The sequence below is a fragment of the Frateuria terrea genome, from assembly GCF_900115705.1.
Classification (GTDB): Bacteria; Pseudomonadota; Gammaproteobacteria; order Xanthomonadales; family Rhodanobacteraceae; genus Frateuria_A; species Frateuria_A terrea.
The window spans coordinates 298264-311024 of the sequence record NZ_FOXL01000006.1; the positions used below are offsets into that span (position 1 = coordinate 298264).

A 12761-nucleotide genomic window follows, 5' to 3' on the forward strand; every position below is an offset into this window, starting at 1 on the left:
GCTTGAAAGGTATTGTTGATTATTGAGCATTTATCGGCAGGCCGCCGGCGCGCACGATGCGCACACCTTCGGCGGCGTAGTTTCGCCACTTCTTGAGGAGTACCCCATGCAAATGCGCACGCTCGGCCGCAACGGCCCCCAGGTTTCCGCCCTCGGCCTCGGCTGTATGGGCATGAGCGATTTCTACGGCGCGCACGACGACGCCGAGTCGATCGCCACCATCCACCACGCGCTGGAACGCGGCGTCACCTTGCTGGACACCGCCGACATGTACGGCCCGCATACCAACGAGCAACTGGTCGGCCGCGCCATCAAGGGCCGGCGCGAGCAAGCCTTCATCGCCACCAAGTTCGGCATCGTGCGCGACCCGGCCAACCCGCAGGCACGCGGCGTCAGCGGCCGGCCAGACTACCTGCGCGCCGCGTGCGAGGGCAGCCTCAAGCGCCTGGGCATCGAAACGATCGACCTTTATTACCAGCACCGCGTCGACCCGAACGTGCCGATCGAGGAAACTGTCGGCGCCATGGCGGAGCTGGTGCAACAGGGCAAGGTGCGCTACCTCGGCCTGTCCGAAGCTTCGGCTCGAACCCTCGCGCGCGCCTGCGCGGTGCATCCGATCGCCGCACTGCAGAGCGAGTTCTCGCTTTGGACCCGGGATCCGGAGGAGAACGGCATGCTCACCGCCTGCCGCAAGCTCGGCGTCAGCCTGGTCGCCTACTCGCCGCTTGGGCGCGGCTTCCTCACCGGGGCGATCCGCTCGCCCGACGACTTCGAGGCTGACGACTTCCGCCGCAACAACCCGCGCTTCCAGGGAGAAAACTTCGCGCGCAACCTGGCGCTGGTCGATGAGGTGAAGAAGATCGCCGCCGACAAAGGCTGCTCGCCCGCGCAATTGGCGCTGGCCTGGGTACTGGCGCAGGGCGAGGACGTGTTGGCGATCCCCGGCACCCGCCACCGATCGCGGCTGGACGAAAACCTGGGCGCGCTGGACCTGCAACTCAGCACGACCGAGCGTGCTGCCATCGACGCGGTGTTCCCGCCCAACGCCGCCGCAGGCGAACGCTACGCGGGACCCTCGATGCAGATGATCAACGCGTAGACACCGAGGCCGCGCGCTGAAGCCCTCTCCCCGGGGGAGAGGGCGCGAAGGCTTACACTTGCCGCATGAGCACCCCCGAACATTCCCCCCTCGGCAAAACCACCGTCTACGCCGGCCGCTACGACCCTGCCCTGCTGTTTCCCATCCCGCGCGAGCAGAAGCGCGTGGAAATCGGCGTCATGGAACCGCTGCCGTTCCATGGCGTGGACATCTGGAATGCCTACGAACTGTCCTGGCTCGACGCTCGCGGCAAGCCGCAGGTGGCGCTGGCCGAGTTCCGTGTGCCGGCGCATTCGCCGAACATCATCGAATCCAAATCCTTCAAGCTTTACCTCAACGGCTTCTCGCAGGAGCGGATCGCCTCCGATGCACTGCAAGAGGCGCTGGCACGTGACCTCGCCGCCGCCGCCGGCGCCCCGGTAACAGTCACGTTGAGCGCACCTTCGGCACAGGGCCACGCCATCACGGACCTTCCGGGCGCACTGCTCGACGAACTGCCGCTGGAAGTGGACGACTACGGCCCGCCCAAGGCCGGCTACCTGAGCGCCAACCACCATGCCGCGCCGGTGGAGGAAATCCTGCTTTCAAACCTGCTGCGCTCGAACTGCCCGGTGACCGGCCAGCCGGACTGGGGCACCGTGCAGATCGCCTACCGTGGCGCACCGGTCGACCATGCCGGCCTGTTGCGCTACCTGATTTCCTTCCGCACCCACAACGAATTCCACGAACAATGCGTGGAGCGCATCTTCGTCGACCTGATGGCACGCTGCGCGCCGGAACGGCTGACCGTGTATGCGCGCTACACCCGCCGCGGCGGCCTGGACATCAACCCGTTCCGCAGCACGGACCCGGCGGCGGTGCCGGGCAACCCGCGCGGCCCACGCCAATAACGGGCCCGCAGACGCCCGGTAATCGGCGCTTCAGATCAACACCGCTAGCCTTTTTCGCCTGGCCGATCCGCGGCCCAAGACGACTGCAAGGGACTTTCGCCATGACGATCCATCCACGCTCCCTCGCCCTGCACGGCATGGCCCTCGCCGGCCTGTTGCTGCTCGCCGCTTGCGGCAAGCACGAAAACGAGGCCGCCACCACGCCGCCGGCCGCCAGCACCACGCCGGCACCGGCCGTGGCGCATACCGCACCGGCACCGGCGGCCTCCACGCCTGCCCCGGCCGCCGCGGGCACCGCCGCCATGCCGGCCAGCGCCGGCACCAGCGCGTCGGCCACGCCCACGCCGGCCAATGTGTTCAAGGTGGACCAGGTGCAGTTGGGCGAAGCGGTGACCGCCGGCTACAAGATCGCCAAGCCGACCACCTCCTTCGACGCCTCGCAGAACACCATCTACGCCAGCGTCGCCACCACCGGCACCACCCCCGGCGCGACCCTGAGCGCGCACTTCAGCTACCTGGAGGGCAAGGGCGAGGACGTCACCACGATCAGCCAGACCATCGCCACCGATGGCCCGGCCACCACCACCTTCAAGCTGCGCAACCCGAACAACTGGCCGGCGGGCAAGTACAAGGTGGAGATCGCCATCGACGGCAAGCCGGCGGCCAGCCAGACGTTCGAGGTAAAAGCGGCCTGAGCTTTCGCGGGGAGCCCCACACCGGAGCCACACGCCGATCTACCCCCACGCGAGAGCGGCCTTCGCTCAGGCCGTCTTCGCGGAGGCAAGAGCCAGCAAGTCGCTGCCGTCAGCGCGCGGCGCGCTTGAGCTGCCGCATCTGGTCGTGGCCGGACCGCACGGAGCGGTAGGTGTCGGCGATCAGTGCATGCGTAGGCGGCGAGACGTCCTCGTCGTCCAGCGCGTCCTCGAACTTGTGCTTGATGTGGCCCTCGCCACGCTCGACCTCGTCGATCACCGCGGTGGCGTCGTTGAGGCTCTTGCGCAGGTTGGTGAACATGCGGTGCGCGGAGGCGAGCACGCTGCCGTCGTCCTCCGGCGTGCCGCCCAGTTCCTCCACCTGGCGCTGCAATCGCGTCGCCACCAGCCGGCGTTCGCTGGCGCGCTCGCGGAAGGTGACGCTGAAGCGGGGGCTCTGCGTCTCGCTGGCGGCCTCGGCGTAGCCTTCGGCGCTGTCGATGGTGGTCTCGATCAGGTCGTTGAGCACGCGGATGTCGTGGTTCTGCATGAGGCGATCCTCGTGATGTGCGGACACCATCGTAGGAATTCGCGGCGATGGGTCCGTGAAGCGCCGTCGTCGCGCAGCGGACACGGCGGCCGACGCATGCTCGCCGCATGCCTGCTCCGCCGGTCTTCAGCATTGGCCATTCCACGCACCCGCTGGAAGCATTCGTCCGCCTGCTCCAGATGCATGCGATCGAATGGGTCGTCGATGTGCGCCGCCTGCCCGGATCGCGCCGCTTTCCGCAGTACGACGGTCCCGCGCTGGCAGCCTCGCTCGAGCCGCTGGGCATCGGCTACATCCACCTGCCCGCGCTCGGCGGCCGGCGCGGGCGCAGCCTGCCGGCGGGTACCTCGCCCAATGGTTTCTGGCAGAACGCGAGCTTCCGCCGCTACGCGGACTACGCGATGGGCGAGGACTTCCACGGCGGGCTCGTGCAGCTGCTGGAACTTTCCTCACGACGCTGCACGCTGATGTGCGCCGAGGTGCTGTGGTGGCGCTGCCACCGGCGGATCATCACCGACTACCTGCTGGCCGACGGCCGCACCGTCTGCCACATCGACGGCAACGGCCGTGCCGAACCGGCCAGCATGACACCCACGGCACGACGCGAAGGCGATCACCTGATCTACCCGCCGCCGCCCGGCGCCGGTTGAACCGCCGCGCCACGGCCGGATCGGGCGTGGCGGGGATGGACTCCAACGGCGCGATGTAGTCGCCCGGCAGGCCGAGCTTCTCGTTGATCTGCCGGTACGGGAGATCCTCGCCCCGCACCTGCACGCGCCATGAGCAAGCCGCGCCCTGGCCATGAAGTTGCGCGCCTGCGGGCAGGATTCGCGGCGCCGGGTCGAACGCAGCGCCAGGAGCGACACGCCACACGTCTTCAGCTATCGCAGCGGCCTGGCCATGCCCTGGTCGAAGGCGAGCGCGGTCTCGGCCGCGATCAACCCGATCCGATGGGCGCCGGCTGAATGGCCCATCGAGATGAAGCGGCCGCAGTCGGCACCTCTGCGCGCGGGGTGGCTGCAGAGCCGTAGCGTGGGGGCTGGCCAATCGTCCCGGCGGCGGTTTCGTCGCGACGTCGCGTTTACCCACCTCAGCGCCCTGCCCGTACTACCGTTTACTCGCGCCGGGCCCGCACGGCCGCGCCTGTTCCGGTCGGTGGAAAGATTCGAAGGTCATCCGCCGGCGCCTGCCGTACAATCCGCCAAGCGGCGCCGGCTTGCCGGTGCCCGCCTGGCAGGGGGAACCATCGATGAATACGGGGACTGCGGAGGCGCCGCCGAGTTCGCTGCGCGTCATCGCCCAGCGTTTGCGCGACGGACGGCTGGCCCGGCTGGTCGCCAGCTACGGCGAATACCACGTGTCGGTGCGCCGCGTCCTGCTGCTGGCGCTGACCATCCTGTGGTGCCTGTACTGGCAATACCTGGCCGGGCCGTCGCACTCCCGGCAGGTGCTGTCCCACGAAGCCTCGCTGCTGCGCCCGTGGGCCGAGCTGTGCTTCACCCTGAGCCTGGCCTGGATGGGCGCCGTGCGGCTGCGCGTGGTGCGCACCACTGAAGTGGTCGACGGCACCGGCGCGGCCGTGAACGTGCTGGGCATCGGCGTGCTGCTGGGCCTGGCCTGGAATCTGTGCATCTCGATGATCACGCTGCTGCCGCTGGCGACGATCATGGTCGGCACGCGCTTCGGCCGCGGCATGTTCTTCGGTTTCATGGCCGGCTCGTTGCTGGTGCTGGGCCTGGCCGCGCCGCCGCACTACTGGGTCGATCGTCCAGCCTTCATTCCCTTCGCGCTGGTGTTGCTGGTCGGCCTGCCGCTGAGTGTCTACCGCCTGCTCGGCACGATCTCGGCCATCTCGCAGTCGGCGCTGCGCTCGCGCGATGCGCAGAGCCGCTTCATCGCCACCATGAGCCACGAGCTGCGCACGCCGCTCAATACCGTGGTGCATGCCGCCTCGCTGATCGACACCGCCGCGCTGGAGGCTTCCGACCGCCAGCTGATGCACGCCCTGCGTGCCAACGCCACCGCGCTGCTGCAGCGGGTCAACGACGTGCTCGACGTGGCGGCGATCGACGCCGGCCGCCTGCACTTCAGCCGCGAGCCGTTCCTGGTCGCCAACGTGCTCGGCCAGGTGCGCGACGTGGTCGGCCCGCTGGCACACCAGCGTGGCGTGCGACTGCGCACAGTGCAGGGTCGCGGCCTGGACGACGCCATGCTGGGCGATCCCGGCCGCATCGCGCAGGTGCTGATCAACCTGGGCACCAACGCGGTGAAGTTCACGCCGGCGGGTGGCGACGTCGGCATCGAGTTGCGCCTGGCCGACAACGGCCTGATCCAGCCGCGCCTGCTGTGCACCGTCAGCGACACCGGCGGCGGCGTGCCGGACGAAATGAAGGCGCGGATCTTCGAACCGTTCTATCAGACCAGCGACGGCCTGGTGCGCCGCCACGATGGCACCGGCCTGGGCCTGCACATCGTGCGCAGCATCTGCCAGCAGCTGGGCGGCCGCGTCGCGGTCGGCGACAACCCCGGCGGCGGCAGCATCTTCACTGCCGCGCTGCCGCTGGAGCGCGCCGCGCCCGAGCAGGCGGTGACCGAACCGCTGGACACGATCAGCGCGCTGGACGCCCATCGCGCCCGCGTGCCGTCGATCACCTGCCTGGTAGTCGACGACAACCGCTCCAGCCGCGACACCCTCGGCCACCTGCTCCGTCGCGCCGGCCACCGGGTGCTTTTCGCCGGCAACGGCGGAGAAGGCCTGCAGGCGATGGAAGGCCCGCCCCGCCCGCAGCTGGTCTTGCTGGACATGCATATGCCCGACCTGTCCGGCCTGGACGTGCTCGCCCGCCATCGCCAGCGCCACCCCAACGACGGCATGACCATCGTGATGCTGAGCGCCGACTCCGATCCGGACGCGATCGAACAGGCCCGCGCCACCGGCGCCACCGCCTACCTCACCAAGCCGGTCTCGATCGAACGACTGCTCGGGCTGCTGCGGCAGGTCGGCACCAGCACGCCGAGCGTCCCGGTCATCGTGCCGCTCTCCGAGGCGCCCGCCCCGGTCGACCCGGCGCCGCGCCAAAGCGAGAGCTCGCTTTCGCTGATCTGCCGTATCGCCACCCCCGAACAGCGGCGCACCTACCTGCAAAGCTGGCAGACCGAGCTGCAGAACGACAACGAGGAACTCCTCGCCGCCCTGCGCGCACATGACCGCACCGCGACCGCGGCGCAGCTGCACCGTCTGCAGAACGCGTTCCTGGTGATGGGGCGTAGCGAAGCGGTCAACTTGTGTGCGCAGTTGCGCGAAGCCGTCCGCGCGGAGCGCGGCATCGAGCCTGCCCTTGGCGCACTACAGGCCGAACTGCAGGCCACTGCGCTCATGCTGTGCGAGCTGTTGGAGAAGGCGGCACCACCCAAAAAGGATGCGGCCGCGGGCCTTCGCCCTGCCTGACTTTGCTGGTCTCTCCAGCAAATCTGGTGAAGCCGGCTTGAGGAAAATCCTCTCAGGAACCCCAGTGAGCGGCTGCATGGAGCAGCTGACCACTAAGCCCGAGTTGCAGATAGCCACCGCAGTGCTGCGCGAGCTGCTGGTCTGAACAAGCCAATGAAGCAATCAGGGCAAATATGAAGCTCCTAACGGCCGCGGGCAAGCCTACACTCGAAAGTAGGATCCGTGCTTCGCCTAGGGCAGCCACTTCACGCCACGGCTAGCGTAGTCAAGGATGACATTCATCACTTGATCGCATTTTTCGTTAAACACGGTCCGGTCGTAGCTCTCGGGCAATCTTGCATCCAGCACGGTAACTACCGCACTACGCACGACCAGTTGGCTCTGGCGATCCTTGAACCAGTCCTGCACCAGCACCCTGGGGCTCTCGTCCAGCAACCGGTGCAGCAGGTGACGGGCCGCCAGCTTCACCTTCTGCGTCTCGTCCTTAGTCAGGTCGTCCTTGCATAGCAGGTCGAACAGTTCAAGCTCGTCTTCGGAGAGACCTTCCTCGACATTGCGGCGGGCCTCGGCCTTCAGTTCGCGGGTAAAGCGAAGCAGCTCTTCGAAGTACTGCTCGTTGGACGAGCCGCCGGCGTTGTAGCGGTCGATGATCGCCTGGAAACGGTGGGCAAAATCCGTCCGCGTCGCGTTGGCCTTCATCATCTGCGCCAGCTTCTGGCTGATGAAGGCACGCAGGTCGGCGATCTCGATGTTCTTGTATTGGGTGGCGGCGTATTCCTCGCGCAACTTGTCGATGTCGATCTTGCTCAGGTCCCAGACCTTGCCCTTCTGCACGATCTGGTAGGCAGGGCTGCCGGGCTCCGCCTGCCAGCTGCCCGACTGCCGGCTCACCACCACGCTTTGATCCAGCAACTCGCCGATGCGGCGGCTCACCGCGTCGATGTCCGCCTCGCCGACCAGGCTGTCGATCACGCCACGCAGGTATTGGAATGCGGCGACCTGCCGCGTCACCGGGCGTCCGAGCACCTCGGGCTTGCACGCCTCGTAGAGCGCGCTGAGGCTGTTCTCGTAGACATTGAATGACCGGCGCCAGTCGTCGCTACCGAGCAGCGTGTCGGCGAAGCGCTTGAACTGGCCCAGCTTGTCGAACACCTCGCCCAAGCCGAGCACCGCGCCAATCTCCACGCCGCGTTCGGTGCAGAACGTCGTGGCCTGCGCCACCGCGTCGTCCAGCAACTCGAACAGGCGCGCCTTGTCCTGCACCGGCGGTGTCTCGTCGTCGTCACCCTGGGCATAGTCACGCAGGGCGCGCTTCATATTGCGGAACACGTTGTAGTAATCGACGATTTCGCCGTTGCGCTTGGGCACGCCTCCGATGGTCCAGCTCGTCACGCGGTTGGCGCGGGCGATGGTCTGCATCAGGGTGTGGTCCTTCATCGGCTTGTCCAGGTACAGCGTGGACGCCGTCGGCGCATCGAAGCCGGTCAGCCACATGGCGCAGACGAACACCAGCTGCAGCGGGTCGGCCGGGTCCTTGAAGTTGTATTCGATGTCGTGGCCGTGCGCATCGAGCCGGTTCATGCGCTCCCGATGCGGCTTGATGTCCAGCTTCTGCTCGGCGAATTTCTTCTCCTCGCCCGCCTCCTCGCTGACGATCACCGCCATCTCGACCGCGCGCATGTACTCCAGGCGTTTCTTCTTGCGCGCCTTGTCCAGCTCGTCGGAGGCCGCCGCCACCTGCCCGATCAGCGCCTTGATCTCGGCCTTCCACAACTGCTGCACCTTGTCGTACATGCGCACGGCGGTGAACTTGTCGACCGAGATGACCATGCCCTTGCCGAGATAACCGCGCGCCGGGAAGTGGGCCAAGATGTCGCGGGCGATCGCGTCCAGGCGGTCGTCGCGCTTGATCACTTCCATCTCGGTGGAGAAGCGCTTCTCCAGCTTTTCCTGCTGCGCCTCGTCGAGGTTCTCCTCCTCAAGGATCTCGTAGAACTCCTCGCTCAGATCCTCGTTCTGGATCAACACTTCCGGCACACGCTTCACATAGAACAGCGGCACCGTGGCGCCATCGTCCATCGACTGCTGGAAGTTGTACTCCGACACGTAGCCGCCGAACCAGGTGGCGGTCTTGCGCTCACGGCCCAGCAGCGGCGTGCCGGTGAAGGCGAGGTAGTTGGCACGCGGCAGGCCGGCACGCATGTTCTCGGCCAGGTTGGCGTACTGCGTGCGGTGCGCCTCGTCCACGATCACCACGATATCGTCGCGATCGGACAGCAGCGGATACGCCGCGCCCCGGGCGAAGCGGAATTTCTGGATCAGCGTGAACACCAGCCGCTTGTTCTGGCCGAGGAATTTGCGCAGCTCGGCGCTGTTGGCCGGCTGGGCGGATTCGGCCTCGCTCACCGTCTCGGTGGCGAGGAAGTTGCGGTAGATCTGGCCGTCCAGGTCCTCGCGGTCGGTCACCACCACGAAGGTGAAGTTGCCCGGCACGCGGCGGAAGATCTTCCGCACGTAGAAGATCATCGAGAAGCTCTTGCCCGAGCCCTGGGTGTGCCAGAACACGCCCAGCTTGCCCTCCAGTTCGCCGCGCCGCTCAAAGCGCTCCAGCGCCCGGTTCACGCCAATGAACTGGTGGTTCTGCGCGATCACTTTCTGCGTCTGGCGATAGAACAGGATGAAGTTCTCGACGTAGTCCAGCAGGCGCTCGGGCACGAACAGGCCGTCGATAAGCCGCTCCAGGCTGGTGCCGTGCTCGCGGATCGCCTCGCGGTCGATCTTTTCCTTCTCGTCGTCCGGCCGCAGCCAGGTGAAGAAGTGCTCCCACTCGGCGGTCATGCTGCCCAGCCGCGTCTCCAGCGCATTGCTCAGCACGCAGAACGCGTTGCAAAGGAACAGCTGCGGAATCTCGGCGCGGTAGGTGACCAGGTTTTCGTTGTAGGCGTTCTTCAACGCCACGTTGGAGTTCTTCAGCTCGATGAACACCAGCGGCAGGCCGTTGACGTACAGCAGCACGTCCGGCCGGCGGTAGCCACGCTCGCCGTGGATCCACAACTGCGCCACGGCGAGGAAGTCGTTGCCCGCCATGTCGGTGAAGTTCATGAGGCGCAGTCGCTCGTGCCGGCGGCGCCCCTGTGCATCGTCGTACTCCACCGCCATGCCGTGGCGCAGCAGGTCGTGGACTTCCTTGTTCGCCATCACTGCGGTCATCGCGCGGCGCGGATCGCACAGGCGCTCCAGCGCCTCGTCGATCACCGCCTCCGGCACCGTCGGATTCAGGCGGCGAGCGACAGCGCCGAGCCGGTCGCGCAGGATGACCTCCCGCTTGTCGCGGCGGCCGCTGCCGTCGTCGAGATCGGCCGGGTCCGTGGTGTAGGCGTTCAGCGTCGTCCAGTGCCCCAGCGCCGGCAGCCGCGCCAGCAATGCCCGCTCGATCTGGTCCTCGGTAATCAGGTTGGGCATGCGGTGGCTTTCCTTACGCCGCGCGTTAGTTAACGGAAATGCGATTACGTTAACTTAAAAAGAGGCTTAGGTAACGCTGGAACTCGTACACCCGGCCGCGCGCCTGACCCGTCACCTCCACCAGCACGCCCAGCCGTTCGAACTCGGCGATCAACTTGTTGGCGGTCGGCGTGCTCACGCCCAGCGCCTTTTCCACGTCGCCGGCCGAGACCACCGGCTGGCGATACAGCAGGTTCAACAGCAACCTGGCGTTGGGTGCGCGCTTGCCCATGCCAAGCAGCGCCGTCTCCACCTCGGTGCGCAGCGCCAGGATCTGCTGGAACACCTGCCGCCCCTTGGTCGCCGTCTCGGCCACGCCGCGCAGGAAGAAGCGCACCCAATGGATCAGGTCGTTGGACACGCGCACCCGGGTCAGCGCGTCGTAGTAGCTGGCGCGGTTGCGCTCGAAGAAGTCCGACAGGTACAGCGAGGGCTTGGCCAGCAGGCCGTGGCTGATCAGGTACAGCGGAATCAGCAGGCGGCCGATGCGGCCGTTGCCGTCGCAGAACGGGTGGATGGTCTCGAACTGGTAGTGGCTGATGGCGATGCGCACCAGGTGCGGCACGGTGATCTGCTCGTTGTGCCAGAAACTCTCCAGATCGCCCATCAGCGCCGGCACCCCGTCCGGGTGCGGCGGCACGAACGCGGCATCGGCCAGACTGGAGCCGCCGATCCAGTTCTGGCTGCTGCGGAACTCGCCCGGCTGCTTGTGCTCGCCACGCACCCCGCGCATCAGCAGCGCGTGCGCCTGCCGCAGCAGGCGATTGGACAGCGGCAGGCGATCCAGCGAGGCGATCGCGTCGTTCACCGCCTCGATGTAGTTGTGCACCTCCCGCCAGTCGTCGCGCTTCTCCGGCTTCACCAACTCTTCGCTGAGCACCGCCTCGCCGATGCCGGTCTGGGTGCCCTCGATGCGGCTGGAGGTCTGCGCCTCCTTCACCACGTGCATGGTGATGAACAGGTCGATGTCCGGCACGATCAGCGAGAACGCGTTCAACTCGCCCAGCGCCCGGTTGGCCGACTCCAGCAAGGTGTTGATGCCGGCGTTCTCCCAGCTCCAGTCGTGGTCCACCGGCACCGGCTCGAAGCTCTTGTACTGGTAGCGGGAGATCCAGCGCCCGGCCTTGAAGGTTTCGAATTTCATGGGGCTGCCCCTTCCCTCGACATCTCAGCGCCGTCATCCCCGCGAAAGCTGGGATCCAGCGTCTTTCCAACATGGCATGCATGCACTGGACGACCGGCATCCGCCGTTGTGAAGCGCCTCCCGCTTTCGCGGGAATGACGGCAATGGAAATACCTCGCGAAAACCGTCATGCCTGCGCCGGCATGCTGGGCGGAAACTGGATGTCGAGCTGGTCCACGCGCAGTTTGCCGGAGATCAGGCGGGGGAGGAGCAGGTCGCGGGTTTTGGCCAGCACGGCATTCACCCGCTCCAGCTTTTCCATAGACGAAAATATGGGTGCCACTCGACGGTCGAACTCGGCAACAAGCGAAGACGGCGGCGTCAGCACTTCGATCCGTTTGAAGGTGCCCTTGGTCAATTCAGGGAAGGTGGCGCCGCCGCAGAGCGACAGGAAATAGTCTTTGCTCAACTTGAGCCAGTGATAAAGATAGCTGAGCGGATAGCGCTCATTCGGTAGGCAAGCGATGAAACCCTGATTGGTGCACGCTGGCGTCGTATTGATGCCAATAGCGCCGATGGTCGCGCGGCTCGTCATCATCACCGAATAGGCTGGAAAAAGAGTTGCTGAGCAACTGGACAGCCCTTCTTCCGTGCACTTCAGGCCCGACTCGCCAAGAAATAGGCCATCGGCAGCCGTGATGTCCGACGGTGTAAACCAATTGATCGTCCCGTCCTTCCAGTAGCGCGCTGTGTCCTTTGAAGGCGTGGCACCCCCTGTGAACCGGAACGCCTTCGCGACCGGGACACTGGACCAACCTACGGGCTTGCCCTTTTCAAATTTGGCCTGCCGATATTCCGGAAAGCGGAAGCGAACGAACCATTCGCGGTAGAGCTGCTCGGCCATCCGCTCCAGCAGGGCGATCCGGCGCCGGTTGTTCTCGATCAGGTCGTCGTAGGCAACGAGGACTGCTGCGATCTCGTCTTGCTCCGCCTTCTCGGGAACGCTGAGAACCAGCTCCTTCGCGACCGTGATGTTGAAGTGCTGCTGGGCGGCGCCCACAAGATTGCCGGCAACCACGTCTCGACCGAACGTCGAATTGAAAATGGCGCAGAGGAAGTGTGGATTGAGCTCCTTGCTGGGTCGAACGATCACAAGATCGCTGCAATTCGAGCGCGGTAGCGACTCGGGGACCACGCACGCGACGCCTGGGTAGCCGGTTCGCACGATGGCGACATCGCCCGGCCGCAAAGCCGACTTCCTGATCTTATGGTGGAAAGCCTCATCGATGAACATCAGCTTGTCGAGGCTGATGCGATACGGCCTGACATTGAGGGAGCGAAGGAACGGTACGCCGGATGGCACATACTGCTGCGCCATCGGACCGACGTAACCCACAGTCACGCGCTCGCACAGGTCCTTCAATTTGACCTTCGGCCACACGCTCACGATTCGCCTGC

General features: G+C 66.2%; 9 protein-coding genes. 5 read left to right on the plus strand and 4 right to left on the minus strand.

What is annotated here, in order from left to right; translation table 11 throughout:
• Nucleotides 1–106: 106 nt before the first annotated feature.
• The 3 genes from BMZ38_RS12650 (at nucleotide 107) to BMZ38_RS12660 (ending at nucleotide 2684) form a co-directional block, all read left to right on the plus strand.
• A complete protein-coding gene (locus tag BMZ38_RS12650; RefSeq protein WP_091338176.1) occupies nucleotides 107–1099 on the plus strand; it encodes an aldo/keto reductase in 993 nt (330 codons plus the stop codon).
• 65 nt (nucleotides 1100–1164) lie between these two features.
• A complete protein-coding gene (gene queF / locus BMZ38_RS12655; RefSeq protein WP_091338180.1) occupies nucleotides 1165–1989 on the plus strand; it encodes an NADPH-dependent 7-cyano-7-deazaguanine reductase QueF in 825 nt (274 codons plus the stop codon).
• A gap of 101 nt (nucleotides 1990–2090) precedes the next feature.
• Nucleotides 2091–2684 carry a hypothetical protein gene (locus tag BMZ38_RS12660; protein WP_091338184.1) on the plus strand — a complete coding sequence of 198 codons (594 nt, stop codon included), beginning with the start codon at nucleotides 2091–2093 and terminating at the stop codon, nucleotides 2682–2684.
• Nucleotides 2685–2793: 109 nt separating this feature from the next.
• Here BMZ38_RS12660 and BMZ38_RS12665 read toward each other — a convergent pair whose 3' ends face one another.
• Nucleotides 2794–3231, minus strand: a complete 438-nt coding sequence (locus BMZ38_RS12665) for a PA2169 family four-helix-bundle protein (protein WP_245747280.1) — start codon at nucleotides 3229–3231, stop codon at nucleotides 2794–2796.
• A gap of 107 nt (nucleotides 3232–3338) precedes the next feature.
• Here BMZ38_RS12665 and BMZ38_RS12670 point away from each other — a divergent pair, with 107 nt between their 5' ends.
• Both BMZ38_RS12670 and BMZ38_RS12675 read left to right on the plus strand, forming a co-directional pair.
• Nucleotides 3339–3881 carry a DUF488 domain-containing protein gene (locus BMZ38_RS12670; RefSeq protein WP_091338192.1) on the plus strand — a complete coding sequence of 181 codons (543 nt, stop codon included), beginning with the start codon at nucleotides 3339–3341 and terminating at the stop codon, nucleotides 3879–3881.
• 599 nt (nucleotides 3882–4480) lie between these two features.
• Nucleotides 4481–6679, plus strand: coding sequence for an ATP-binding protein (locus BMZ38_RS12675; protein WP_091338195.1), 2199 nt, complete (start codon nucleotides 4481–4483; stop codon nucleotides 6677–6679).
• 231 nt (nucleotides 6680–6910) lie between these two features.
• Here BMZ38_RS12675 and BMZ38_RS12680 read toward each other — a convergent pair whose 3' ends face one another.
• The 3 genes from BMZ38_RS12680 to BMZ38_RS12690 all read right to left on the minus strand — a co-directional run bounded on the left by BMZ38_RS12680 (nucleotide 6911) and on the right by BMZ38_RS12690 (nucleotide 12750).
• Nucleotides 6911–10141: a type I restriction endonuclease subunit R gene (locus tag BMZ38_RS12680; RefSeq protein WP_091338199.1), complete on the minus strand. Its 3231-nt coding sequence runs from the start codon at nucleotides 10139–10141 to the stop codon at nucleotides 6911–6913.
• A gap of 49 nt (nucleotides 10142–10190) precedes the next feature.
• Nucleotides 10191–11324 (minus strand): Fic family protein, encoded by a 1134-nt coding sequence (locus BMZ38_RS12685; protein WP_091338202.1) that lies wholly within the window; start codon nucleotides 11322–11324, stop codon nucleotides 10191–10193.
• Between the two features lie 166 nt (nucleotides 11325–11490).
• Nucleotides 11491–12750: a restriction endonuclease subunit S gene (locus BMZ38_RS12690; RefSeq protein ID WP_139202444.1), complete on the minus strand. Its 1260-nt coding sequence runs from the start codon at nucleotides 12748–12750 to the stop codon at nucleotides 11491–11493.
• Nucleotides 12751–12761: the final 11 nt, after the last annotated feature.